27 protein-coding genes are annotated in these 25,517 nt (G+C 60.1%); 16 read left to right on the top strand and 11 right to left on the bottom strand.

Going from position 1 to position 25,517, the window contains the following annotated elements; translation table 11 throughout:
- Positions 1-5 precede the first annotated feature (5 nt).
- Entirely contained in the window at positions 6-272 is a 267-nt protein-coding gene (locus tag AGR1_RS02320) for a DUF2188 domain-containing protein (RefSeq protein ID WP_077983072.1), read from the bottom strand.
- 193 nt (positions 273-465) lie between these two features.
- Here AGR1_RS02320 and AGR1_RS02310 point away from each other — a divergent pair, with 193 nt between their 5' ends.
- Positions 466-1,572 (top strand): calcium:proton antiporter, encoded by a 1,107-nt coding sequence (locus AGR1_RS02310; protein WP_149146072.1) that lies wholly within the window; start codon positions 466-468, stop codon positions 1,570-1,572.
- Positions 1,573-1,630: 58 nt separating this feature from the next.
- On the opposite strand, the gene AGR1_RS02305 is transcribed toward AGR1_RS02310, so the two are convergent.
- Positions 1,631-2,833 carry a pyridoxal phosphate-dependent aminotransferase gene (locus AGR1_RS02305; RefSeq protein ID WP_149146071.1) on the bottom strand — a complete coding sequence of 401 codons (1,203 nt, stop codon included), beginning with the start codon at positions 2,831-2,833 and terminating at the stop codon, positions 1,631-1,633.
- Between the two features lie 211 nt (positions 2,834-3,044).
- On the opposite strand from AGR1_RS02305, the gene AGR1_RS02300 reads away from it, so the two are divergent.
- The 4 genes from AGR1_RS02300 to AGR1_RS02285 all read left to right on the top strand — a co-directional run bounded on the left by AGR1_RS02300 (position 3,045) and on the right by AGR1_RS02285 (position 6,143).
- Positions 3,045-3,971, top strand: coding sequence for an EAL domain-containing protein (locus tag AGR1_RS02300; protein ID WP_149146070.1), 927 nt, complete (start codon positions 3,045-3,047; stop codon positions 3,969-3,971).
- 146 nt (positions 3,972-4,117) lie between these two features.
- Entirely contained in the window at positions 4,118-4,429 is a 312-nt protein-coding gene (locus AGR1_RS02295; RefSeq protein WP_149146069.1) for a hypothetical protein, read from the top strand.
- Positions 4,430-4,580: 151 nt separating this feature from the next.
- Positions 4,581-5,483 carry a DMT family transporter gene (locus AGR1_RS02290; protein ID WP_149146068.1) on the top strand — a complete coding sequence of 301 codons (903 nt, stop codon included), beginning with the start codon at positions 4,581-4,583 and terminating at the stop codon, positions 5,481-5,483.
- Between the two features lie 444 nt (positions 5,484-5,927).
- On the top strand, positions 5,928-6,143 hold the full coding sequence (locus AGR1_RS02285) for a cold-shock protein (RefSeq protein WP_003494703.1): 216 nt from the start codon (positions 5,928-5,930) through the stop codon (positions 6,141-6,143).
- A 152-nt stretch (positions 6,144-6,295) separates the two neighbouring features.
- Here the strand turns inward: AGR1_RS02285 and AGR1_RS02280 are convergent, their stop codons facing one another.
- On the bottom strand, positions 6,296-6,940 hold the full coding sequence (locus AGR1_RS02280; RefSeq protein WP_149146067.1) for an MBL fold metallo-hydrolase: 645 nt from the start codon (positions 6,938-6,940) through the stop codon (positions 6,296-6,298).
- 231 nt (positions 6,941-7,171) lie between these two features.
- Between AGR1_RS02280 and AGR1_RS02275 the strand changes: the two genes are divergently transcribed.
- From AGR1_RS02275 to AGR1_RS02255, 4 genes are all read left to right on the top strand, one after another.
- Positions 7,172-7,771, top strand: a complete 600-nt coding sequence (locus AGR1_RS02275; RefSeq protein ID WP_142911723.1) for a DUF1236 domain-containing protein — start codon at positions 7,172-7,174, stop codon at positions 7,769-7,771.
- Positions 7,772-8,011: 240 nt separating this feature from the next.
- Positions 8,012-8,512, top strand: a complete 501-nt coding sequence (locus AGR1_RS02265) for a MarR family transcriptional regulator (protein ID WP_077983063.1) — start codon at positions 8,012-8,014, stop codon at positions 8,510-8,512.
- A gap of 2 nt (positions 8,513-8,514) precedes the next feature.
- Complete coding sequence (locus AGR1_RS02260; protein ID WP_077983101.1) at positions 8,515-9,228, top strand: response regulator transcription factor; 714 nt, start codon at positions 8,515-8,517, stop codon at positions 9,226-9,228.
- A gap of 31 nt (positions 9,229-9,259) precedes the next feature.
- Entirely contained in the window at positions 9,260-10,639 is a 1,380-nt protein-coding gene (locus AGR1_RS02255) for an ATP-binding protein (RefSeq protein WP_149146066.1), read from the top strand.
- Between the two features lie 15 nt (positions 10,640-10,654).
- On the opposite strand, the gene AGR1_RS02250 is transcribed toward AGR1_RS02255, so the two are convergent.
- The 4 genes from AGR1_RS02250 to AGR1_RS02235 form a co-directional block, all read right to left on the bottom strand.
- Positions 10,655-10,996 (bottom strand): tRNA-binding protein, encoded by a 342-nt coding sequence (locus AGR1_RS02250; protein ID WP_149146065.1) that lies wholly within the window; start codon positions 10,994-10,996, stop codon positions 10,655-10,657.
- 12 nt (positions 10,997-11,008) lie between these two features.
- Complete coding sequence (gene proC, locus AGR1_RS02245) at positions 11,009-11,827, bottom strand: pyrroline-5-carboxylate reductase (RefSeq protein WP_080790167.1); 819 nt, start codon at positions 11,825-11,827, stop codon at positions 11,009-11,011.
- A 1-nt stretch (position 11,828) separates the two neighbouring features.
- A complete protein-coding gene (locus AGR1_RS02240) occupies positions 11,829-12,329 on the bottom strand; it encodes a YbjN domain-containing protein (protein WP_052818067.1) in 501 nt (166 codons plus the stop codon).
- 426 nt (positions 12,330-12,755) lie between these two features.
- A complete protein-coding gene (locus AGR1_RS02235; RefSeq protein ID WP_003522871.1) occupies positions 12,756-13,019 on the bottom strand; it encodes an accessory factor UbiK family protein in 264 nt (87 codons plus the stop codon).
- Between the two features lie 309 nt (positions 13,020-13,328).
- On the opposite strand from AGR1_RS02235, the gene lgt reads away from it, so the two are divergent.
- The 6 genes from lgt to AGR1_RS02205 all read left to right on the top strand — a co-directional run bounded on the left by lgt (position 13,329) and on the right by AGR1_RS02205 (position 19,332).
- Positions 13,329-14,141 carry a prolipoprotein diacylglyceryl transferase gene (gene lgt, locus AGR1_RS02230; RefSeq protein ID WP_162927498.1) on the top strand — a complete coding sequence of 271 codons (813 nt, stop codon included), beginning with the start codon at positions 13,329-13,331 and terminating at the stop codon, positions 14,139-14,141.
- Positions 14,142-14,156: 15 nt separating this feature from the next.
- A complete protein-coding gene (locus AGR1_RS02225) occupies positions 14,157-15,257 on the top strand; it encodes a class I SAM-dependent methyltransferase (protein ID WP_149146064.1) in 1,101 nt (366 codons plus the stop codon).
- A gap of 150 nt (positions 15,258-15,407) precedes the next feature.
- Positions 15,408-16,202 carry a peptidoglycan editing factor PgeF gene (gene pgeF / locus AGR1_RS02220; RefSeq protein ID WP_080790157.1) on the top strand — a complete coding sequence of 265 codons (795 nt, stop codon included), beginning with the start codon at positions 15,408-15,410 and terminating at the stop codon, positions 16,200-16,202.
- A gap of 1 nt (position 16,203) precedes the next feature.
- The gene (locus tag AGR1_RS02215; protein WP_149146063.1) at positions 16,204-17,355 is read left to right on the top strand and encodes a Xaa-Pro peptidase family protein; all 1,152 of its coding nucleotides are present in this window, start codon (positions 16,204-16,206) and stop codon (positions 17,353-17,355) included.
- A gap of 89 nt (positions 17,356-17,444) precedes the next feature.
- Complete coding sequence (locus AGR1_RS02210) at positions 17,445-18,179, top strand: hypothetical protein (RefSeq protein WP_149146062.1); 735 nt, start codon at positions 17,445-17,447, stop codon at positions 18,177-18,179.
- Between the two features lie 220 nt (positions 18,180-18,399).
- Positions 18,400-19,332 (top strand): ribose-phosphate pyrophosphokinase, encoded by a 933-nt coding sequence (locus tag AGR1_RS02205; RefSeq protein ID WP_010972147.1) that lies wholly within the window; start codon positions 18,400-18,402, stop codon positions 19,330-19,332.
- A 250-nt stretch (positions 19,333-19,582) separates the two neighbouring features.
- Here AGR1_RS02205 and AGR1_RS02200 read toward each other — a convergent pair whose 3' ends face one another.
- Genes AGR1_RS02200 through AGR1_RS02185 form a run of 4 tightly spaced genes read right to left on the bottom strand, consistent with a single transcriptional unit; the run spans position 19,583 to position 23,051 of the window.
- Positions 19,583-20,431, bottom strand: coding sequence for a phosphatase PAP2 family protein (locus tag AGR1_RS02200; RefSeq protein ID WP_080790150.1), 849 nt, complete (start codon positions 20,429-20,431; stop codon positions 19,583-19,585).
- Positions 20,421-21,929, bottom strand: coding sequence for a glycosyltransferase family 39 protein (locus tag AGR1_RS02195; RefSeq protein WP_187772022.1), 1,509 nt, complete (start codon positions 21,927-21,929; stop codon positions 20,421-20,423). Before AGR1_RS02195 ends, AGR1_RS02200 begins: the two co-directional genes overlap by 11 nt.
- A complete protein-coding gene (locus AGR1_RS02190) occupies positions 21,904-22,191 on the bottom strand; it encodes a lipid-A-disaccharide synthase N-terminal domain-containing protein (protein WP_031233742.1) in 288 nt (95 codons plus the stop codon). The genes AGR1_RS02195 and AGR1_RS02190 overlap by 26 nt, the downstream gene beginning before the upstream one ends.
- A gap of 20 nt (positions 22,192-22,211) precedes the next feature.
- Complete coding sequence (locus AGR1_RS02185) at positions 22,212-23,051, bottom strand: glycosyltransferase family 2 protein (RefSeq protein WP_149146061.1); 840 nt, start codon at positions 23,049-23,051, stop codon at positions 22,212-22,214.
- Between the two features lie 198 nt (positions 23,052-23,249).
- Here AGR1_RS02185 and AGR1_RS02180 point away from each other — a divergent pair, with 198 nt between their 5' ends.
- On the top strand, positions 23,250-25,514 hold the full coding sequence (locus AGR1_RS02180; protein WP_149146060.1) for a methyl-accepting chemotaxis protein: 2,265 nt from the start codon (positions 23,250-23,252) through the stop codon (positions 25,512-25,514).
- Positions 25,515-25,517 lie beyond the last annotated feature (3 nt).

Raw genomic sequence — 25,517 nt, 5'->3', positions numbered from 1 at the left:
GCTCATCAAAACGGTCTAGCCTGCTGCGTCGTCTTGTCGACCACCTCGGCTTCCGGCCGGTCGCCACCCTGGCTGTATTCCTCATGCCAGTGGCCGCTTTCATCCTGATAGCTGATTTCCTCGTCATCGCCGCCCACCTGCTGTTCTGCAGCGACAATACGCGCAGCCTCACGGGCATCGGCATAGGTGGGAAATGTTTCGGAATAAGCGCCGTTCATGCGGTAGGCGAAGCCTCCGTCATGTTCGACGATCTCGTACACCACTTTGGTCATGCATGGTCCTCCTGTATCGGTAGGCGACATGGCAACCACAACCGCGTTTCAAGCATTGCACCCGATGGGACAGCGCGGCATGAGCAGCATGTCCTGCGACACCACTATCCTACCAAAAGCATTCAAGCGCAAATCCTGCTTGAACTGAGGGACGATACGTCACAGCCTGCGACGACAAGGGGAAGGGAAATCAATGGTGGGTTCTATTTTGAAACGGGAGCGGATGCTCTTGCTGGCGATACCGGCGGCAATCCTCGCCTATCTGGCCGAACATGCAATATTCGAAGCTGGAAAGACGGCGGCGCTGATTGCCGCGATAGCGCTGATCGGGCTCATCGTCCTCATCTCGATGCGGGTTGCCCATCACGCCGAAATCCTCGCGGCCAAAGTCGGAGATCCCTACGGCACGATGATCCTGACGCTGTCGGCGGTTGCCGTCGAAGTGCTGATCCTCGCCATCATCATGAGCGAGTCCAGTTCACCCACTCTGGTTCGGGATACGATTTACTCCGCCGTGATGATCGACATCAACGGTATTCTTGGTCTCGCGGCGCTGCTCGGCGGTCTTCGCCACGGCGAGCAGCCCTACAATGACGATTCCGGCAAGACCTATGGCGTAATGATCCTCACGGCCATGGGTATTTCGATGATCGTGCCGGAATTCATTCCCAAGGAAAGCTGGCATGTCTACTCCGCCTTCACCATCGTCGCGATGATCGCGCTTTATGCCCTTTTCCTCAAAATGCAGGTCGGCCCGCACAGCTATTTCTTCAGCTACGCCTATCCCCGGAAGTCACATCCGGCCGGCCAGGCATCTGACGGCCATGCGGAAGAGGAGGACGAGGGCAGCGTACCGCTCTCCATCGGCCTTATCATCGCCGGCGTGGTGTTGATCGGTGTGCTGGCGGAATTCATGGCGGCCTTCTTAAGCGAAAGCCTCGAGGGCACAAGCGCGCCGCCGGCGCTGATGGCGGTCGTGGTGGCCACGATCTCGGCATCGCCGGAAATCCTCACCGCGCTCCGGTCCGCCTTGCGCAACCGCATGCAGGCCGTGGTCAATATCGCCATGGGCGCATCGCTGTCGACGGTCATCCTGACCGTGCCTGTGATGGAGGGCATCGCGCTTTACACCGGTCAGCCCTTCATTATGGCCATGACGCCGGTTCAGACCGTCATGGTTTTCATCACCCTCATCGCCGCCGCCATCAACCTCAATGACGGTGAAACCAATGCGATCGAGGGGATGACGCACTTCATTCTCTTCGCCACCTTCATCATGCTTCTGTTTCTGGGGCTTTGACCGAAACGAAAAAAGCCCGGCATCGCTGCCGGGCTTCTTCAGTTAAGATCACAACCGATCAGCGGCAATCGGCGCAGAAGCGCTGGATGCGCTTGCAGGCTTCTTCCAGCAGCGCTTCCGACGTGGCGTAGGAGATGCGGAAGTTCGGGCCGAGGCCGAAAGCCGATCCCTGCACGACGGCGACGCCTTCGGCTTCCAGAAGCTCGGACACGAAATCCGTATCCGTCTCAATGACCTTGCCCGACGGCGCGGTCTTGCCGATCAGGCCGGCGCAGGACGGATAAACGTAGAATGCGCCTTCAGGAGCCGGGCAGCTGATGCCCTTGGCCTGGTTGAGCATGGAGACAACGAGGTCACGACGGCCTTCGAAGATTTTCTTGTTCGCCGGAATGAAATCCTGCGTGCCGTTCAAGGCTTCGACAGCGGCCCACTGTGCAATCGAGCTCGCGCCCGAGGTCTGCTGGCCCTGGATCATGTCCATGGCCTTGATCAGCGGCAGCGGGCCGGCAGCGTAACCGATACGCCAGCCCGTCATGGCATAGGCCTTGGAGACACCGTTCATCGTCAGCGTGCGGTCATAGAGCGAAGGCTCGACTTCGACAGGGGTGACGAATTTGAAATCGCCATAGGTCAGGTGCTCGTACATGTCATCCGTCAGCACCCAGACATGCGGATGCTTGACCAGCACGTCCGTCAGCGCCTTCAGCTCATCATGCGAATAGGCCGCACCCGACGGGTTGGAGGGCGAGTTGAAGACGAACCACTTGGTCTTCGGCGTGATCGCCTTTTCCAACGCTTCCGGCTTCAGTTTGAAATTGTCTTCCAGCGTGGCGTTGACGAAAACCGGCGTACCGCCGCAGATCGCCACCATTTCCGGATAGCTGACCCAGTAGGGCGCCGGAATGACGACTTCATCACCCGGGTTCAGCGTGGCCATGAAGGCGTTGAAGAGAATCTGCTTGCCGCCGGTGCCGACAATCGTCTGCTCCGGCTTGTAGTCCAGGCCGTTTTCACGCTTGAACTTGTCGGCAATGGCCTTGCGCAGTTCCGGAATACCCGAAACCGGCGTGTATTTCGTTTCGCCGCGCTTGATGGCGTCGATGGCCGCTTCCTTGATGTTTTCGGGCGTATCGAAATCCGGCTCGCCGGCGCCAAGGCTGATCACATCGCGGCCCTTCGCTTTCAGCTCACGGGCTTTCTGGGTAACGGCGATAGTGGCGGATGGCTTTACGCGGGAGAGAATGTCGGCAAGGAAGGCCATTTTTAATCGGTCCTATTGGGGTTGACATCAGCAGAGGTTGGAAAACTTGTCATCTGCGGCATTTTCTATGTCGAAAGACAGGCCTTCTTTCAAGGTCAAAAGCCGGCTTATGTGCCGCAGCGGAGAATTTAAACCTTCCTTAACCCGGAAGTAACGCTTGATACGCTACATTGGCGAGCCTAGGGGTCGTGTCTCTATAGCTGGTTGAAAAATGGCGCCCAAAAGCATCTTTTCCAGTCTTGTCCGCGAGGTCGATGGCACATGGTCCACGGTCTATCGCACCTTCAACCTGAAATCGGCCCTGCAGCCGATTTTCCGCCGCACGGCAAGCGGCGTCCTCGACATCGATTCCTTCGAAGGTCTGGTGCGGCCGCACCGCAACGGCGAGCCGGTGACGCCAGGTGAATTCTTCTCGCTTGTGGCGTCTGAAGACATCGAAAATATCGACAGCATCCTGCGCACGATCCACATTCTCAACACCGGCAGGCTCAACCGGTCCCGCGCCCGCATCTTCGTCAATTTCCATCCGGGCCTGTTCCAGACGCCGGCCAAGATGCGCCAGGAAGTGGAGCGCATGCGTCTTGCCGCTCACGAGGCCGGCATGACGGCGGACCGCATCGTATGCGAAATCTCCGAGAAAAAAGCCTCCGACACGCAGATGGTCGCTGACTTCGCCTATCACATGCACGATATCGGTTTTCGCGTCGCGCTCGATGACTATGGCGCCGGCGATTCCGACATTGACCGGGTAAAGCTCATCAAGCCGGACTATGTGAAATTCGAAGCCGGCTGGGTGCGCGATTTCATGCAGAATTCAGCGGGCGCCGCCCTTCTACGCGTCATCGTCAGCCAGTTTCGCGCCGATGGCATAGAACCGGTCTTCGAGGGACTGGAAGCCGCATGGCAGGTCGATCTGTGCGAGGAACTCGGCGTCCTGCTGATGCAGGGCTACGTGCTGGCAAAGCCCGAACTTGCCCCCACCAGTTTCGACGCGCGTTTCCCGGAACTCGGCAGTGAATATCTCACCTCGCCAAGGGCGGAGAGGGGTGCTGCGCCACCGGCATTTTTCGGGGAAGAACGCCCGGCCGATCCGCACCCGCTGCGCCAGACCCGCACCTTCGGAAAACGCCGCCTCTGACGCCATGGGCGACCAAACGGCTTCCATATCAGGCTTGGCCACAATATTGCCGCAATAAATACCCCAGAACGCCAGAATTCCGTCTCCAAGCCGTCCATTTCGAAGCCTCTCTTATCCTTTAAGAACAGGGACAAGAGGCGATAGCCATGTTTACCAACGATCGGACTTCCGTTGAAAGGTTAAGGGCGCAGAGAACGCTGTTTTCCCTCTGGATGGCCGTTGCGGCTTTTCTCGTCATCGTCACCATGGCCGCCGGCATAGCAACCTCGGCCAACGCCGCCACGCAGGCGGTCGATACCCTGCATACGTCCGCCATTCCGCAGGTAGCGGCGACCATGCAGGCGGGGCCTCATATCCTGCTCATCGTCCTTTCGGCCGCAGCCTTCATCGGCCTTGGCGTCGGCGGCCTGATGCTCACCCGGCGCAGTCTGAAGGATGAGGCCCGTCGCTATAAATAAGCGGCCCTCCCCTCGACTTGCGGCCTCGGCATGTTGCTGCTAAAGCAGCCGGAAACAATCATCCGCTTCGCGGATCGATATTTCAAAACTCCCCTGTTTGCCACGGCCGCGACTGAGTGATCTTCCGGCCCTGCTGTGCTGGTGCCAAATAATGACGCGTATTCAGGCCAATATGCTGCTTCTGCTCGCCGCAGCAATCTGGGGCGGCGGCTTTGTCGCGCAATCCTCCGCCATGGCCTCGATCGGCCCTTTCTGGTTCGTCGGCCTGCGTTTCGCCATCGCCGCCATCGCCGTACTGCCCTTCGCGCTCATGGAAACACGATCGCTGAAATCGCCGCCGCGCCGGCGCGAAATCGGCAGCTTCATCCTCGTGGGACTTGCCCTGTTCGGCGGGGCCACCACCCAGCAGGTCGGGCTTCTGACCACGACCGTCACCAATTCCAGCTTCCTGACCGGTCTGTACGTCATCTTCGTACCCGTGATCGCCGTCGTGCTTTACCGCCGCCATCCCCACTGGATCGTCTGGCCGGGCGCGCTGATGATGTTGGGCGGCATATTCCTGCTCTCCGGAGGCGCTTTCGAGGCGCTGACCACGGGCGATATTCTCAGCATCATCTGCGCCTTTTTCTGGGCGATCCAGATCACGCTGGCCGGGCGCTTCGTCTCCGAAAGCGGAAGGCCGCTCGTGCTTTCCTGCACCCAGTTCGCCGTTTGCTCCCTTCTTAGTTGCATGATCGGTGTCGTGTTCGAACCGATCAGCCTGGCCTCCATCGAAGCGTCGCTGGCGGAAATCCTCTATGTCGGCCTCGTCTCATCCGGCCTCGCCTTCGTGCTGCAGGTCATCGGCCAACGTTACACCACCGCCCCTCAGGCCGCGATATTCCTGTCATCGGAGGCGCTTTTCGGCGCTTTGCTGGCCTCGATTTTCCTGAATGAAACCATTTCCGGCGCCGGCTATGTCGGCTGCCTGATCATATTCGTCGCGATCCTGATCGTCGAACTGGTGCCGGAACTGACGCGAAAACGGCAAAAATCCATGGCCGGAGCGGCCTGACGCAAAAAGAACTCATTTTTCTCATCCCGTCCTAAATCCGGGCGCTGCACTCAAATTTTGCCGCAAAATCCTGCGGAGAACGGCAATTATTTCATCGATTATCACTTCTGCGGAAAAATTATGCGATTACGCGCCGTTATTCTACCGCAGGTTTTTTATCTGACAAAAAGCCCGTGAAAACTTTTGCTTGCCAATTTTCGATAAACGCATCACTCTACCGCGGTTCGGGCAATTTGCGAGCATGGGAAGGCCTATAAATTTGCGCACTGGGGACGCTATAAACCTCGGGCGGTGGGACGAAAAACGTTGGATGAGAACGCCATTACTTCCCGCTGCGAAGGTCCTTTTTCTCAATAGTCAAAAACTGCCTGCCAACGCCCACGCGGGGCAAAACTGTAATGCTGCCTGTAGCTGAACGCGGGCAGAGCGAAAAGGACCTAATGCATGGCCGAAACTGGCACCGTAAAATTCTTCAATACAGACAAAGGCTTCGGCTTCATCAAGCCAGATAATGGTGGCGCTGATATCTTTGTTCACATCTCTGCCGTACAGGCTTCCGGCCTGTCCGGACTTTCAGAAAATCAGAAAGTGAGCTTCGACACGGAACCGGATCGTCGCGGCAAGGGGCCGAAGGCAGTCAATCTGCAGATTGCTGGCTGACCCTAAAACGGCTTTCTTTTCTAGTTGAAGCCCGGCAGGAATGCCGGGTTTTTTTGTGCGGTCCCGCGGGTCTTAGAGCATTTCCAGGAAAAGTGGAATCCGGTTTTCCGTCCGGAAATGCGCCAAAACAAAGAGTTCTAGTAGGCCGGCGCTCAGAGCCCTTTAAGATAGGGGTTGGTGAGCCGTTCCTCACCCAGCCGTCCACCCGGGCCGTGGCCGCAGATGAAACCGACATCGTCGCCCAGCGGCAGGAGCTTGTCGCGAATGGACGCCATCAATTGCTCGTGGTTTCCGCCCGGCAGGTCTGTCCGCCCCACCGATCCCGAAAACAGCACGTCCCCGACATGGGCGAAGTTCTGGTCGCGGTTATAATATATGACATGGCCGGGCGCATGGCCCGGACAATGATAGACTTCGAAGACGTTGTCCCCGAAGGATACCCTGTCGCCGTCCTTGAGCCATTTGTCGGGCGCGACATTCCGAAGACCGCCAACGCCGTATTTTTCGGCCTGCGCCTCAATCCTTTCTAGCAAAGGACGGTCGTCCTCATGCGGCCCGATGACCGGTAGCGACAGCTTTTCACGCAGTTCGTCAGCACCGCCGGCATGGTCAAGATGCCCATGCGTCAGCCAGATCTCCTTCAGCGTGACGCCATTTTCAGCGACGACCTGAAGAATGACGTCCACATCCCCACCGGGATCGACAACGACGCCCTCCTTGGTGTCCTGATCAAACAGGATAGTGCAATTCTGCTCGAATGGCGTAACCGGAATAATGCCCGCCTGCAACTTTCCCATATCCTGCGTCTCCTGCCTGAAAGCTCCCGCCTCCTATAGCCCGCGACCGGTTGCGGCACAATGGCGACAGGTGACGCCCATTTTCAGCCCACGAATTCGTTAAGAAAATCCCTATGCCATACAGGCAGATAGCACGAACACGCCCTGTCTGTAGGCATCATCTCGCCGAAAAATGTGGAACGCCCGGATGGTTGCGACGTTGTAGCACCAGTCTTGAAAGGAGTGAGACACATGGACAAGACGCTTAAAATGCTGATCGCTGGTGGCGCCTTTGCCTTGATGGCAGGCTATGCAAATGCCGCCATGGTCGCAACAACCGCCTCGGATATTTCTGTTCGTTCCGGCCCCGGTGAGGATTATCCCGAAATCGGCCTTGCCACGCGCGGCAGCAACGCCGTGCTTGATGGCTGCATGGATGGCAGCAGTTGGTGCCGCATTGAGGTGAACGGCCTGCGCGGCTGGGCTCATGCGGACTACCTGAACGTCATGTATGAAGGTTCGCCCGTCATTCTGAAGGAACGCCGCGCGGAACTGAGCGTGCCGGTCGTAACCTATGAAAAGACCTCAAGCGTTCAGGCGGAGCCTAACCCCGGTGACCCGAACCTTGGCCGTGTCGGTGAAGTCGATCCGCCGCAGTCGGTCATTACCTATATTGATGAACACCCTGCCGATACCGTCACCTATGACGGCGATATTGCCATAGGTAGCGTCCTGCCGGCCGATACCCGCCTTGTGGAGGTCCCTGACTATCAGTACCGCTATGTCCGGGTGAATGACGTGCCTGTTCTCGTAGAGCCTTCAACCCGCCGTATTGTCTACGTTTACCAGTAACATCGTCATTACGACAAAAAATGAAGGAGAGCGCGGAGTTTCCGCGCTCTTTTCTATTTCAGGTAAGTGTCACTCAGGATTCCAGTTGCACCCGCACCCGCGCCATATTATCCACCGCAACAGAAAATGATCGGCGGCATTCTCCCGAGCGGACGCATTTTCGGCTATGTTTACAGAATATTGGCGCATCGACGCCTGTCAGCCTATGATCAGACAGCCGCAGGATATGAAGGAACCGCAGTGCCACCGCAATCGCTCAAAACCGCCGCCTCCAGGCAAACACCGGCACTCCCGAAGGTTGACGACGGCAAGATCGACTTCGACACGATCGAGGCGCTGTTTTTCGCCTATCGCGATTTCGTCTCCGATCCCGATGTCATTTTATCGAAACTGGAATATGGGCGGGCGCATCACCGGGTGGTCTATTTCGTCAGCCGGCAGCCGGGCATGACGGTGGCGGATTTGCTCGATACGTTGCAGATCACCAAGCAGAGCCTTGCCCGTGTGCTGAAGCAATTGATCGATGACGGTTACATTCGCCAGATGGCGGGCCCGGAAGACCGTCGCCAGCGCAGGCTTTACCCCACGCTGACGGGCCGCGAACTGGCGCTGGCGCTAAGCGAGCCGCAATCGCGCCGCATCGACCGCGCGCTGGAAGGTCTCGGGCCGGACGCCCGCGCCTGCGTGCGCAAGTTTCTGGCGCAGATGCGCAGCCCGACGACGACCGTGGAGGACGAGTGACGATGGCGCAAGCACCGACAAAACGTCCACCGGCGGATGACGATGCGGCGCATCTCCTGATCGTCGACGATGACGCCCGCATTCGCGATCTCCTGCAGCGCTTTCTGGGCGACAAGGGCTATCGTATCTCCGTGGCGGCCGATGCGGCCGAAGCCCGGCGCAAAATGATGGGCATCCGTTTCGACCTGCTCATCCTCGACGTGATGATGCCGGGCGAGAACGGGCTTTCGCTGACCCGCTCGCTGAACGAGAACAAATCCGTGCCGGTCATCCTTCTGACCGCCCGTTCGGAAGCGGATTCGCGCATCGCCGGGCTGGAAGCGGGAGCGGACGATTATCTCGCGAAACCCTTCGACCCGCGCGAACTCGTCCTGCGCATCAACAATATCCTGCGGCGCAATACCTCGCCCGATACGCCCAAGATCGAACAGATCATGTTTGGCCCCTACAGCTTCTCCATCCCCAAGAAGGAATTGCGGCGCGGCCCCGAAACAATCCGCCTGACGGATCGCGAGCAGGAGATCATGCTGCTTTTTGCGCTGCGCGCCGGCGATACCATTCCCCGCCACGAACTGGTGGAAGCGGAATCGGAAGTGGGCGAAAGAACCATTGACGTGCAGATCAACCGTCTTCGCCGCAAGATCGAGGACGACCCTGCCAATCCTGTCTATCTGCAAACGGTACGCGGCATCGGTTACCGCCTGAGCGTGGACTGACGAGCAACCAACGAAGGGCGGACGCACGGTCATGGCGAGCCTCGATTTTCTGAGCACGGTCAAAAAAAGCGGCGTGGCCAGGGCCTGGCGCCTTTCCGGCAGGTGGTTGCGCCACTGGCTGCCAACCGGCCTTTACACACGCTCTCTGCTCATCATCATCCTGCCGATGATCTTGCTTCAGGGCGTGGTCGCTGCGGTCTTCATGGAACGGCATTGGCAGCTGGTGACGGAACGCCTCTCCTCCGCCGTGACGCGCGATATCGCCGCGCTCATCGAGCTCCTGCAGACGGACCCGGAGGAAGACGACTATCAGCGCGTCATCCGCATTGCCCGCGACAAGCTGGGGCTGAGCGTCTATATCGAACCGAAGACGGATCTGCCTGCTCCGAGACCGGAGCCGCTGTTTTCCATTCTTGACAGAATCCTGGCAGATCAACTCACCCAGCAGATCGGCAGGCCTTTCTGGATCGACACTTATGGCAACGGTTCACTCGTGGAAATCCGCGTACAGCTGGAAGACAAGACACTGCGCGTCTTTACCAGCCGCAGCGCGGCCTATGCCTCGAACACACATATCTTCCTTGTCTGGATGGTCGGCGCATCGCTGGTGCTGATCGCCATTTCGATCCTGTTCCTCCGCGGCCAGATCAAGCCGATCGAAGCCCTTGCCAAGGCGGCCGAAAACTTTGGCAGGGGTCAGAAGATCAGCGGTTATTCCCCGCGCGGCGCGGACGAGGTGCGGCGCGCCGGCCTCGCCTTCATCCTGATGCGCGAGCGTATCGAGCGGCAGATGGAGCAGCGCACCGCCATGCTGAACGGCGTCAGCCACGATCTGCGCACCATTCTCACCCGTTTCAAGCTGCAACTGGCGCTCGCAGGCGAAAATCCCGATCTCGAGGGGCTCGACAAGGATGTCGAGGACATGCAGTCGATGCTGGAGGCCTATCTGACCTTCGCCCGCACCGATGTCGAAGAGGATGTCGGCACGCTGGAGCTTCCAGCCCTTCTTGAAAAAATCGGCCATGATTTCGAGCTGCACGGCAAGAAATTCAGCTACGAACTCTATAATATCGAGAGGATCATCGCGCGGCCCAATGCACTGTCCCGGCTCGTCGCCAATCTGGCGGAAAATGCAAGGCGCTACGCCAGTAATCTCCACATCGATATCCGCAAGGCGCCACGCTCCATCATCATGACCTTTGACGATGACGGGCCGGGCATACCGGAGAATTCACGCGAGGATGTGTTCAAGCCGTTCTTCCGGCTGGACGAAGCGCGCAACCTCAATGCCTCGGGCACGGGCCTTGGCCTCTCCATCGTTCGCGACATCGCTCGCAGCCATGGCGGCGACGTATCGTTGGATGAAAGCCCGATGGGCGGATTGCGGGTAATCGTCAAAATTCCGGCTTAGCAGCAAACGCGCCGGTCAGCACATTTTCTCGCCGTTCGGCACCGACCGCTCAACGGCGGCAAGCACGATATCGCCATTCGCATCGGCAAAACCGAGCGTCAGGACCTCAGACCGAAAGGGCCCGATCTGGCGCGGCGGAAAATTCACCACACCCAGAACCTGCCGGCCGACAAGGCTTTCCAGCGTATAATGCACCGTGATCTGCGCCGACGACTTCTTGACGCCGATCTCCGGCCCGAAATCGATCTTCACCTTGAAGGCAGCCTTGCGCGCTTCGGGAAAAGGCTCGGCTTCGATGATGGTGCCGACGCGGATATCGACCTTCTCGAAATCGGCGTAGGAAATTTCACCGCTCATGGCCTTGCCCCTTCAGCCCGCCAGCTCTTCGGCGCGGGCTTTCGCGGCAGCGACCGCCCTGTCGAACAGAGGCTGCATGCCGTCTTCGGCCATCAATACGGAAAGCGCCGCAGCCGTGGTGCCGCCCGGTGAGGTCACATTCTGGCGCAGGCGCGCCGCCTCGTCGGAGGACTGATGCAGCAGCTCGCCAGCGCCGGCCACAGTCTCGCGCGCCAGACGCATTGCCACATCCGCGGGCAGACCGGCCTTGCGGCCGGCTTCGGCCATGCATTCCACCAGATAAAAGACATAGGCCGGGCCGCTACCCGAAACCGCAGTCACCGCGTCGATATCGCTTTCGGCATCCACCCATTCGACCGGGCCGCTGACTTTCAGCAGCCCGTCCACCACCGTTTTAAGCTCCGGCGTCACCAGCTCGTTGGCATAGGCACCCGTGACGCCACGGCCGACCATGGCCGGTGTGTTGGGCATGGCCCGCACGGCGGCAACCTTGCCGAAATGCGAAACGAACGTCCCGATGGTCGTACCCGCCGCAATCGAAACAACGACAGTATCCGCGCCGAGCAGGGGTTTCAGCGAGGGCAGCACGGCTTCCATCATCTGCGGCTTCACCGCCACGAAAAGAATACCGGCTTTCACGCCCTCGGGCACGCTTTCGCTGTGGGCGGCTCCGGCTTCCGCAATCGTCGTCCGCATGGCGTCGGAAGGGCGCGGATCGATGACTATGACCTGCGATCCCGGCACACCCTTTTTCAGCCAGCCTGAAAGCAGGGCGCCGCCCATATTGCCGGCGCCCACCAGGACGAGCGGCCCGGATGCCTTATACGCCATCTTACGCTTCTCCGACGGTCTCGAACATCACCGCTTCGATTGCACTTTTTGCATCCAGCCCAGACCAGACGACGAACTGGAATGCCTGATAATATTGTTCGCAGGCCTCCAGCGCGCTGGAAAGCAGCACTTCCACCTGCTGGTTGTTCGGCTCGGCGCCGCCCGCCAGAAGCAGGGATTGGCGGAAGATCACCACATCTTCCTGGCGCCACAGATCGAAATGCCCCATCAGCACCTGACCGTTGACCTGAGAAAGCAGGCGAATGACTTCGTTGACCCGCTGGTCCGGCACCTTGATGTCGAAGGCGCAGGCAAGATGCAGCGCTTCGAAATCCTCCATCCACGCAAAGGAAACATGGTAGTCGGCCCAGTGGCCCGCCACAGTCATGGCAATCTCGTCCTCGCCCGACCGCTCGAACGACCAGTCATTCGAGGCAGCGACAATCTCGATCATATCGACTGGATTGGACTGACGCTCAATTTCAAATTCTATCAGACTCATGCGGCACCTTCTCAGCCGGTAGGGATGTCCTGTTTTGAACGCCGGGCACAAAACGCACATACAAACCGGGATAAACATTTGAGACGATTGCCCGACACCACCAGAATTACGCATTGACCCTGTCTGGAGCTTACCGGTCTTTTCGAATCATCATTTAAAATCAGTGTATAATGGCCGAGTCCTGCTGCCACCCCTTCCCCGCCATTTTTGCCTTTTGAACAGTGGATATCTCCTCCCCCATCACCTCAGGCGAGAGTCTTAAGCGACTCTGCCGATTGTGTTTTTTGGAAGTGTCCACAGGCCCAAAAAATTCGCGTCCGGGCACGACTTTCGGCAACCGGAGGTCAAGTCGGCCAAAGGGAGCCGAAAAACAAAAAGCCCCGGAATCGCCTGCGATCCGGGGCTTTTTGGAAAAGTTACGAGGAATCAGTCCTTCGCTGCCGAAAGCTTCGCTTCCAGAGCCTCGATGCGGGCGCGCAGCGCGTCGTTTTCATCCCGCGCCTGAATGGCCATTTCGCGAACAGCGTCGAATTCCTCACGGCGGACGACATCCAGACTGTTGAGCCAGCGATCTGCCTGCGCGTGAAACGCCGCTTCGGCTTCCTTGCGCACACCCTGCGCGGCACCTGCCGCATCGGTCATCAGCTTGGCGAATTCATCCAGAAAACGGTTGGTGCCTGTCGTGCTCATGGCGCTCATCCTTCGTCGGTTCAGAGGCATCGTCTTGCCCGCTGTTGCTAGCCTTCAGGTAGGCGCTCCACCGTCGCCTTGCAAGCGAAATCGAAAAATCCCGAGGCTTGCGTGACCTACGGTATCTTGAGCCGGAGCTTGAAGAATCACCTTGACCGCCGCCATCGCAATCGCCATTTTCCTTGGCGTCAGGGAGACCGGTGAGCATCATCGCCCGGCCCCTTGAGACAATGGCTCGTTCCGTTGTCCTCCCAACAACGATGACGGAATATATACGGATTGATAGCCGCTCCCACCCAACTCGCCATCATGCCCTTCCCCGATATCGATCCGGTGGCGCTGTCCCTCGGCCCGCTCTCGATCCACTGGTACGGCATCGCCTATGTCGCCGGCATCATGCTCGGCTGGTTCTACGCCCGCCGCCTCGCCCGTACGGATCGGCTGTGGCCGAACGAAACGTCGCCGATCTCGGCGCAGCATCTTGACGATTTCATCCTCTGGGCGGCCGGCGGCATCGTGCTTGGCGGCCGCATCGGTTACATCCTGTTTTACGATCTCGCCGCTGTCGCTGCCAATCCCATCAGGGCGTTCGAGATCTGGAACGGCGGCATGTCGTTCCATGGCGGCCTGATCGGCACCACCATCGCCATGATCCTTTTCGCCCGCAAGAACGGCATTCCGGTCTGGAGCATGTTCGACGTCGTCGCGGCCGTAGCCCCCATCGGTCTGCTGTTCGGCCGCATCGCCAATTTCATCAATGGCGAACTGTGGGGCCGCATTGCCGATGTGCCATGGGCGGTCGTCTTCCCGACCGGCGGCCCCTTTGCGCGGCACCCGAGCCAGCTTTATGAAGCGGGCCTCGAAGGGCTCGTGCTCGTCATCGTTCTTGCAATCGCCATCTATGCCTTCAGGGCGCTGAAGACGCCCGGCACCGTCACCGGCATCTTCGTCTGCGGTTATGCGCTATCGCGCATCTTCGTGGAATTTTTCCGCGAACCAGACGCCCAGATCGGTTATCTCGCCGGCAACTGGCTGACCATGGGCATGGTGCTGTCCACGCCGATGTTCCTTCTGGGCCTCTGGGCGGTCCTGCGGGCTCGCAGCGCGACAAAAAGCGCCTAAGCGGTATGATTGCCCATGACGACACCGCTTGCGCAACGTATCAAATCACTTATCCGGCTCAACGGTCCGCTCAGCGTTACCGACTATTTTTCGCTCTGCCTCGCCGATCCTGAACACGGTTATTACAAGAGTCGCGAACCCTTCGGTCGTTCGGGTGATTTCATCACCGCGCCAGAGGTCAGCCAGCTTTTCGGCGAAATGCTCGGGGTCTTCGTGGTGCATGCCTGGCAACGGCATGGCGCTCCCGCACAAACGCAGCTGGTGGAAATCGGCCCCGGTCGCGGCACCATGATGTCGGATATGCTGCGCGTCATCCGCCGCATCGCGCCGCCGCTTTACGAGTCGATGCGCGTGCATCTGGTCGAAACCAGCCCTCGCCTTTCCACCATCCAGAAGGAAACGCTGGCCGAACATTCAGGTCGGCTGACATGGCATGACAGTTTCGATGATGTGCCGGAAGGTTTCCTCCTGCTTGTCGCCAACGAACTCTTTGACGCCATCCCCATCCGTCAATTCGTCAGGACACCGCAGGGTTTCCGCGAACGGGTCGTAAGCCTCGACGCCAATGACGAACTTGTGTTCTCGACCGGGCTTGCCGGCATAGACCCGTCCCTGCTGCCGCCGCTGCCCGAACGGCAGCCGCTTGGCACCATATTCGAGATTTCGCCGGCCCGCGAGGCCGTGATGACGGCGATCTGCCAGCGCCTCTCCGCCCATGGCGGCACTGCGCTTGCGATCGACTACGGCCATCTGGTCGCCGGTTATGGCGATACGCTGCAGGCCATGCGCAACCATGCCTTCGACCCGGCGCTTGCGCATCCCGGCGAGGCCGATCTTACCAGCCATGTCGATTTCGAAAGCCTCGTGAAAACAGCCGAAGCGACCGGCGTACATGTCAATGGCGCGCTACGACAGGGCGATTTCCTATATGGCCTCGGCCTCAAGGAAAGAGCCGGCGCGCTTGCCGCCAAGGCGACGCACGACCAGACGCTTGAAATTGCCGAAGCGGTCAATCGCCTCGCCGGCGAAGGTGCAGGCAAGATGGGGGAACTTTTCAAGGTCATCGCCGTTTCAAGTCCCGCGCTTCATCTTTTGCCGTTTCGAGCGGTGGATTGACAGCGCAATAGCCTCTGGGCCAACATCGCCGCGACACACGAAGCAGGCACACTGCATCACACCGCCGCGCAATGCCGCGGCAACAGGAAACATCTCGCTTAACCCTATTCCACTGGCCAACAGCGACATTCTCCAAGGAATTCCCACACCATGCAGAACGCAACGCTGCCGCTCCCGCTCCAGTCCCCCCTGCTCGCCGCGTCAGGCGAAAACCGTGTCCGCCACGGTTTCTTCACCCGGCAGGGTGGCGTCTCGGAAGGGCTTTATCAGGGCCTCAATGTCGGCCTCGGCTCCCATGACGAACCCGAAAAAGTGCAGGAAAACCGCCGGCGCGTAACGCAATGGTTCGGCCTGCCGCCGGGGCGCCTCGCCACCGTGCATCAGGTCCACTCCCCCGACGTCGTCGTTGTCGATGACAATTACGACGGCAACCGTCCGCAGGCCGACGCGATGGTCACGGCAACCCCCGGTTTCGTGCTGGGCGTGCTGAGCGCCGATTGCGGGCCCATCCTGTTTGCAGATGCGGAAGCAGGCGTCGTGGGTGCGGCCCATGCGGGCTGGAAGGGCGCGCTCTTCGGCGTGCTCGAAAACACCATCGAGGCCATGACGAAGCTCGGCGCCAGCCGCGAGCGCATTGCCGCCTCGCTTGGTCCTTCTATCAGCCAGGATAATTATGAGGTCGGACCGGAATATGTGGCGCGCTTCACCGATATCGATCCGGCCTATGCGGATTATTTCGCCGGGACGGAAAGGCAAGGCCACGCATTGTTCGACCTCAAGCAATTCACCGTCGACCGCCTGACGAAAGCCGGCGTGAAAGCGGAGAATCTCGGCCTCTGCACCTATCCCGACGAACATCGCTTCTATTCCTACCGCCGCACCACCCACCGCGCCGAACCCGATTACGGCCGGCAGATTTCCGCAATCGCAATTCTGGAGGACTGACATGGCCCTGCATTTCGAGCTTTCGGAATTCGATGCCCGCCGCGAGCGGCTACTCGCAAAAATGGCCGAGGAGAAGCTGGACGCCCTTCTGCTTTTCGCACAGGAAAGCATGTATTGGCTGACCGGTTACGATACGTTCGGCTACTGCTTCTTCCAGACGCTGGTGGTCAAATCGGACGGCTCCATGACGCTTCTGACCCGCTCGGCGGATCTGCGCCAGGCCCGCAATACCTCCATCATCGAGAATATCCAGATCTGGGCCGACCGGCCTAATGCCGACCCGACGCTCGATCTCAAGAACCTGCTGAGCGATCTTGACCTTTTGGGTGCAAAGATCGGCGTCGAATACGACACACACGGCATGACCGGCCGCGTCGCCCGCCTGCTGGACAACCAGCTCGCCAGCTTTTGCCAGATGAGCGACGCTTCCTATCTGGTCAGCACCCTGCGGTTGGTCAAAAGCCCCGCCGAGATCGCCCATGCGCGCAAGGCGGGCCAACTCGCCGATGCCGCGCTCGACGCGGCGCTTCCGCTCATAAGGCCCGGCGCGGACGAGGCCGCGATCCTGGCAGCGATGCAGGGCGCGGTTCTGGCCGGCGGCGGCGATTACCCCGCCAATGAATTCATCGTCGGTTCCGGCGCGGATGCGCTGCTGTGCCGCTACAAGGCCGGCCGCCGCAGGCTCGACGCCAAAGACCAGCTGACGCTGGAATGGGCCGGTGTCAGCGCCCATTACCATGCCGCCATGATGCGCACGCTGGTAATCGGCGAACAGGATTTCCGCCAGAAGGAGCTTTACAGCGCCTGCCTGCAAAACCTCACCGCCATCGAAGAGGTGCTGCGACCGGGCAAAACCTTCGGCGATGTCTTCGACGTCCATGCCCGCGTGATGGATGAACGCGGATTGACGCGTCATCGGCTGAACTCCTGCGGTTATTCGCTGGGCGCGCGCTTCTCGCCATCCTGGATGGAGCATCAGATGTTCCATACCGGCAATCCGCAGGAGATCACCGCCGACATGACGCTCTTCGTGCATATGATCGTGATGGATTCCGATTCCGGTACGGCCATGACGCTCGGCCAGACCTATCTTACCACCGATGGCGCGCCGGAGCCGCTCTCGCGCCACAACCTCGATCTTCTCACAGCTTAAATCGCCGCCGGGTTTGACAGAGCGGGAAGACCGCCCTTACATTGCGCCACCTTGGGCAAGAAGGAGCGGAACATGAGAGGGAAAATCGCATGAGCCGGACGGGGTTTCCCCCCCTTTTTCCGGCCATCATTGTTCCAGCGATGATGCTGGCCCTGTCAGGCTGCAACACGACGGAAGCGCTGACACCGCAGGTCGATGTCGGCCATAACACGTCGCAATCGACGCCGGTAACGCAGGGCGACCTCGACCAGTTGGCAGCTGCCGCCGACCGCGCGCCCGCTGGCGCTCCGGCAACCGCGACATCCGTTCCTGCCTACGCACCGCAGAACTCGTTGCAGGCGCAGGCGCAAGCCCTGTCCAATGGCAGCCAATATGGCGAACCGCTTCGCCAGAGCCAGACCGCCGCCGCTCAACCCGCACCCGCACAGCAGACGGCGTCACTTGCGCCTGCGGCCTCCGGTAATTCCATCCGCTTCCTGCCGATCATCGGTGCACCGGTTCAGGCGGTCACGCCGCTGTCGCGCCAGCTCGGGGCCGAAGCGCGGGCGAAGGGGCTGACCATCCGGGCCTCCAACGACAATTCGGCTGAAAACATCCTGAAGGGATATTTCTCCGCCTTTGCCGATGGCGGCAAGGTCAACATCGTTTACGTCTGGGACATTCTGGACGCCAATGGTGTGCGGCTGCACCGCCTGCAGGGACAGGAAAGCGTCATAGCAAAAGGCAGCGATCCATGGGCCGCCGTAACCGACAGGGTCATGCAGGATATCGCCGCAAAAACGCTGGGCGAGTATACGTCATGGAAGCAGTCTCAACGCGGATGAGGTGAAACGGCGGGAGAAGTCACAGAGATTTCACGAAAATCATTGCGAAAGCGCGGAGTCCTCTTGCAATCGGAAGCAACAGCGCTATTAAGGCGCGCATGGCAACAAGGCGTATCCGGCAAAGGCTTTTCAGCCGGATGTTCCTCCCCTTGAACGACGCTTGGTTACGGTGGATTGAGCCCCGTGGCGCAAGGCGATGGCATGGAAACAGGCGGCCGCAATGAAGGTTTTCGCAGGCAATTCGAACCGGCACCTTGCCGAAGCGATCTGCAAGTATCTGAACGTTCCTCTCGGAAATGCCACTGTAAAGCGGTTTGCTGACCAGGAAATATTCGTAGAAATCAGCGAGAACGTGCGCGGCGAGGACGTTTTCATCGTCCAGTCCACCTCCTTCCCGGCAAATGATCATCTGATGGAACTGCTCATCATGATCGATGCCATGCGCCGCTCCTCGGCAAAACGTATCACCGCGGTGCTGCCCTATTTCGGTTATGCCCGCCAGGATCGCAAGGCTGGCCCCCGCACCCCGATTTCCGCCAAGCTCGTCGCCAATCTGATCACCGAAGCCGGCGCCGACCGCGTTCTCACCCTCGATCTCCATGCCGGCCAGATCCAGGGCTTTTTCGACATCCCCACCGACAATCTCTTCGCAGCGCCCATTCTCGCCCGCGACGTGAAGGACCATTACGACACCAACAATGTCATGGTGGTTTCACCTGACGTCGGCGGCGTGGTGCGCGCCCGTGCCCTTTCGAAGCGTCTCGACTGTCTTCTGGCCATCGTCGACAAGCGCCGTGACCGTCCCGGCGAATCCGAGGTCATGAACGTCATCGGGGACGTCTCCGGCAAGGATTGCATCCTCATCGACGACATCATCGATTCCGGCGGCACGCTCTGCAATGCCGCGGAAGCCCTGTTGAAAAAGGGCGCCACCAGCGTCACGGCCTATATCACCCACGGTGTACTTTCCGGCGGCGCGGTTGCCCGCGTGGCCTCCTCGAAGCTGCGCGAACTCGTGATCACCGACAGCATCCAGCCGACCACCGGTGTCCAGTCCGCGCACAATATCCGCGTGGTCAGCACCGCCGGCTTGCTCGGCGAGGCGATCAACCGCACCGCGCAGGAACAGTCGGTATCCGGCCTGTTCGACTGAAGGGCTCCGGAAAACCTCGGCAATTATTCTGGGGCCTGCCGAATTGCCGCCCGGTTTGAATTTCCGGGCAGGTTGCTGTCCAATTTAAAATCGCTGGTTCCCTCGACTTTGTCCTCGGCCCTGTGCCGAGGATCTAGTCGCGGTGAATAAAATCAATAGGCCGCGGATCCCCGGGACAAGCACGAGGGTGGCGCAGGAGTATCTGGCGCGCTCGCCGTTCACCTCATTAAAGCGAACTCCGAAGTTCCTCTTAAGACGATGCCGCACCCGCGTCCGGCGGCCGCTGCAGACGTGAGGCTGCAGCCTTGATTTTCGGCCACCAGCGCCGAAGCCGCATGAGGACAGCATGGCGACCATTACGCCAGATGCTGACCGTATCGGCTCTGACCGCATTGACGGTGAACAGGTGACGGTGACGGTTTACTGCCAGCAGCCGATAGAGGAACAGGGTCGTCAAGGCGGAAAACAGGATCGACATCACCACATCGCTGAGGAAATGTCCGCCGGCCGCAATGCGCAAGCCGGACATAAGGACGATCATGCCGGCGGCGATGCTTCCCATCGCCAAGCGTCCGCGCCGTTGCAGCCGGGGCCAGACGAGCACGCAGAGCGGCAGGAAGAAACTGGCGATCAGCGCGGTTTCGCCGGAAGAAAACGAGCAGTTAGAATAACATTGCGCACTGTACTGGAAAGGCGGCGTGAAAAGCTGCTGCCCGCCGAATTCGGTGACGCTGAATGGGCGGGCGCGACCGATAGTCGCCTTCAGCACACCATTGACGAGAAGCCCGGCACAAAGGATCACCGGCCCGCACAGGAAGGCCCACACCCGCCAGCCGGTTCTTTGCAGCGTACCCAGCCGAAGATTGCCGACAAGGATCACAAAGACCAAAAGAGTGGCAAGCTCCGTGCCTTCGCGCAGTGTATCCCGCAACCATTCGGGAAACGGCTCACGGCCGGACCATGGCTGCTCGACGGGCGAGAAAAACAGGGCAGAGAAGCTGAGATCGATCGAGGGAAAGGTCGCGAACAGGATGACGAGCGCCAATGTCGCGAGTGTCACCCAGATCGTGATCCGCATATGCGAAAGATCATTGTCCATTGCTGCCCTCCGGCATGCATCGCGGCAGCAGGCGCCAGAGGCCGATTTCCCTGCCCTCGAGGAAGCCCGGCCCGGCGGTCCAACGGGCGACCGGCGCCTCGCCGGCAAGGCAGGCCGGCAGGCCATCCGCACTTGCCAGAAACAGGGGGTTTTTCGCCTCGCCGGGTTTCAGCGGGTAAAGAAGCGCATAATGACTGGAAGGCACACCGGTTTCGGGCAGTGCGCGCGTCTTCACCTGTTTTTCGTCCCGAAGCTGATAAAAAAGCTCGGCGAGTATCGAACGGTCCGTAGCGACAATGGCGTCCGCCCCCGCCTCGCGCGCCCGTAACAGACCGGTCGACACCAGGTCGGCGCGCCCCAGATACCGCTTCATCGCCAGTTCACCTTTCGGCAGGCGCAATTGCGTTCCGGCAATGGTCATCAGCGGCAGTGCCACGGCCACGATGCTACCAAGCACAAGCGTGGACACGATGAGCCAGCGCCGCGACGCCAGGACCGGCACCGCCAGAAGCACGCCGGCCGCATAGGCCCCGACCGCCCAGTTGGCGAGCGCCCGCGACATCAAACCCTGCGCGGTGATCAGCAGAATGATCGGCACCGAAAGAGCGACCAGCGCCCGGGTTTCAGCATTCTTCGCACGAATTGTTGCGACGATCATGCCGACAAAAACGAATGGTCCGACCACGCCCGCCTGGGAGAAGAAGAATTCCAGCGCGGAACCGATCTTCAGACGGACACCATGCCAGTTCGCATTATCCGCCGTATGACGTGCGGTCATGAAATCATGCGCCGCGTTCCACCACAGATTGGGTGCGATGACGACAACGCAGATGAGCGCGGCAAATACCGCGTCACGCAGCCGGATGCGCCATGCCTCGCAGAGCCAGCCAGCGGCGATGAAGCAGGGCAGAAAATAGATCATCGCATATTTCGACATCAGCCCGAGGCCGAAGCACAGACCGAGGGCGATGCTCCAGCCCAACGCCGCCCTGCCCTCGCTGCGGGCCAGCGCAAGCTTGCGCACGGAGATCATCGACAGCACGATGAACAGCATCATCGGCGTATCGGTCGAGATAAGCAGGCTGCCGAGCGTTACGGCCGGCAAGGTTAGATAGATAAGGGCGGCCAGGGATGCCAGCCTCACATCATAGATCATGCGGCCGAGCGCAAGAATGGCCGCCGCCGCCACGCCATGCACCACGGGCGCGTTCAGCCGAACCTGAAAAGTACCCTCGCCGCCGCCGAGAACGGTTGCCGCGCGAATGAGCCAGCCGATCAGGGGCGGCTTGGAATAGGCGCCGAGCGCCATCTCCCTGCCCCATAGCCAATATTGCGCCTCGTCGACGAAAAGGTCGGTGCGGTTAAAGGCCAGCCCAAGGACGCGCAACGCGGTTACGAGGACAATCGCTGAAAACGCGAAGGTCAGCCATCGGCGCTCATCGCCTGCCTGCGCGTAAGGCAGGGTCGCCGCCTCATGCATGCTGGCGGCGTTCTGCATGAATCAACCAGAGATTTCGGGCATAGATGAAAAGGCCGGACGCCTGGCCCAAAATGAAGACCGGATCGCGCCGCCAGATGGCGTAGGAAAGCAGCACCAGACCGCCGAGAACGGAAAAATACCAGAAAGCCACCGGAATGACCGAGCGGTTTGCCCGTTCCGAAGAAATCCATTGAACCAGAAAACGCATGGTGAACAGCATCTGGCCCATGAAGCCGGTGCAAACCCACAGAAATTCCTTCCAGCTGTTCACATGCAGCATGGACCATAAAGCCGGTGCGTTCACGGCGATGTCTCCGTTTTGAAAGTTTCAGCCCAGCTTGACCGCTTTCGCCGGCGCAGCAGCCAGGCGACGCCGATCAGATCGTGGATACCGACAAGCGCTCGGCCGATATTGGTGTAATGGGAATTTCCGTGCAGCCGCGCCCGGTGCGTAACGTCGACATGGGCGACCTGCCAGCCGTCGCGATTAAACAGCGCCGGGAAATAGCGATGGTGATGATCGAAATAGGGCAAGGCGAGATAGGCGTCGCGGCGGAAGGCCTTTAGCCCGCAGCCGGTGTCGCGCGTGCCGTCCTTCAATATCCGCGCCCGAAGCCCGTTGGCAAAGCGGGAGGAAAGGCGTTTTCCAAGCGTATCGCGCCGGCCGACGCGCTGGCCGGCCACGAGACCTAGCCGGCTGGAGGCGCCTGCGGAGAGAAGCGGCGCGAGAAGAGCCGGCAGATTGTCCGGCGGGTTCTGCCCGTCTCCATCCAGCATGCAGATGACCGGCGCACGCGCCGCCTGCACGCCGCTGTGGATCGCCGCAGACTGGCCGCCCTGGCGGTCGTGCCGGACGAGCCGCAGCATCGGATAACGGTCCCCGAGCGCAAGCACCGCATCGACCGTGCCGTCGGAAGACGCGTCGTCCACAACCACGATCTCGAAGGCGCCAACCGGCTGACAGGCGACGAAAATCTCCGCCACGAGCGTTTCCACACTCGCTTGCTCATTGTGCATGGGCACGACAACGGCGAAATCCGGCCTCGGTTTCACGCTGGCTCCGTCATAACCGTCCGCATTTAGTCCGCAGACATCATTGATAGTGGCAAGAGAAGGAGCGCGGAAAGCTTGCATGAACATGAACAGCCGTTGAACTTCACTCGATATGCGCCCGTTCTATTGCAGTTTTATTACGGCACGTTTCGGTGGAACCTCGATTGCTGTCGAAGTTTTTTCTCACGGCATGCGGGAAATAATCCTACAATTCGCAACCCTTTAACGCGACCGTAAGCAATTTTTGCCACCGTGCGGCTACGTTTTTTTGGGGGAGGGAACAGGATGCCGGGTGCAAATCCGACTGCTGTCAAAGCTAAATCATTGTCGATAAAGGCCAAATTCGCAGCGCTCGTCACGGGCGCGACGCTGGTCTCCTGCCTGTCCGTGGGGCTGTTATCCTATGAGATGGGCAAGTCGGGTCTTATAGACGCCAGCGAAATCAGGCTCGAAACGGTTGCAAGCAACCAGTCCAAGCAGCTTGATGCCTATACTCTGCGTGTCGAACAGAGCATCTCCGAACTGTCGCAGAATGCTGCAATCGCACAGGCGCTGGAAACGATGACCACGGTTGTGTCGACGGAAAAAGACGCCATCATCCAGGCTTTCCGCCGCGAGGGCGTTTCCGAGGAGGAGCGCGCCTCCTTCAACGGCGAAGGCCTGCGACTGCTTTACGCCATTCGCCACGCCACCATCAACGCCGCCATCGCCAGCGTCTGGCGCAACACCCGTGTCAGCGACATCTACGTGATCGACAAGACCGGCCTCATTATTTACACCGTGACCAAGGGGAAGAACTTCCTCACCAGCGTGACGGAACCGCAGAACGCCGCGATCAAGGAGTTGTTCGACCGCATCGAGGCCGGCAAGGACGGTGTCGTCAGCACCACCGGCTTCACCGGTGGGGACAATGATTCGGCCATGATCGGCATGCCGCTCGCCGTTTCCAACTGGGGCCAGATTCAGCGCAAGGGCGCCGTCATCATGCGCATCGCCGCCGACCGTATCGGCGCCGTTGTCACGCCCGAAGAAACCGGCAAGACAATCGATGACGCCGTTCTTCTGAGCGCGGATGGCAAACGCCGCGCCGGGGTCCTCTCGGGCGGTGCGGATGCCGCCATTTCCGAAAATCTCGCGGCCCTGTCGGGCGCAAGCGATGCCGGAATGGTGATGGCGCAGACGCCTGCCGGTAACATCTTCTATGCCTATCGCCCGGTCTCCGTTTTCGGACAGAAACATCTTCTGGCCATCGGCCAGCAGGAGAGCAAGGTGCTGGCCGCCGCCAACGATCTCGCCTTCTGGGCAACCATCGCAACACTGGCGGTACTCGCGATCATGACGCTGATCGGCATTTTCGTTTCCGCGAGCCTGACCAAGCCGCTCACCGGCCTTGCCGCATTGATGGAACGCCTGAACGGCGGTGATAGCAATATCGAGATCAAGGCCGTTTCCCGCGGCGACGAGATCGGCACCATGGCGCGCGCGCTGGAATCCTTCCGCCAGGGCATTCTGGACAAGCAGCGCATGGAAGAAGAAGCCCATCGCAAGGGCGAGGAACTGGACGAGGAACGCGCCCAGCGGGAGATGGAAAAGGCAAGAAGCGCCAAGGAACTGGAAGAGGCTGTCGACGCACTCGCCACCGGTCTTGCCAATCTTGCGGCCGGCAGGCTCGATCTCCGCATCGACAAATCCTTCGTGCCGTCGCTCGATCACCTGCGCGTCGACTTCAACAACTCCATGGCGAGCCTGGAAGCGACCATCTCCAACATCGGCGAAAGCGCCAATGCCATCCGCTCCGGCTCCGGCGAATTAAAAAGCGCATCGGAAGACCTGTCGCGTCGCACCGAACGCCAGGCCGCAGCCCTTGAGGAAGCGGCAGCAGCGCTCGGAGACATGACGCAGGCCGTCAATCTCTCGCTGTCGCGCTGCAATGTCGCCGTCGAGGCGACGGCCGGCACGATGCAGGACGCCCATAAATCCACCGCTGTCGTGAAAGAAGCGATTGTCGCGATGGAACGTATCGAGACCTCGTCGGCCAAGATCCGCCAGATCATCGACGTCATCGACCAGATCGCCTTCCAGACCAATCTTCTGGCGCTGAATGCCGGTGTGGAAGCCGCGCGCGCCGGGGAGGCCGGAAAGGGCTTTGCCGTTGTGGCGCAGGAGGTTCGTGAACTGGCCCAGAAATCGGCAGCCGCCGCGCGTGACATCACAACGCTGATCGCTACCTCGGCGGGCGATGTGGAAAGCGGCGTGGCGCTGGTGCTGAAGACCGGTGAAAGCCTCGAGCAGATCCAGAAACGCATCCAGTCGGTCAACGACCAGATCGGCGAGATCGCCACCGCATCGCGCGATCAGTCTGGCCGTCTCAGCGAAATCAACGCCTCCGTCAACGAACTCGACCATGTGACGCAGCAGAATGCGGCCATGGTGGAGGAAACGACGGCCGCTGCCTTCTCGCTGTCCAGCGAGGCCGACGGCCTGACCGAACAGGTGGGGCAGTTCTCGGTCGGCAGCCTCCGCCAACAAGACCAGCGTTACGCGGCATAAACC

Origin of the sequence: Agrobacterium sp. B1(2019), assembly GCF_008274755.1 — a bacterium.
GTDB lineage: Bacteria > Pseudomonadota > Alphaproteobacteria > Rhizobiales > Rhizobiaceae > Agrobacterium > Agrobacterium salinitolerans.
This window is presented reverse-complemented; position numbering and strand designations above follow the sequence as displayed.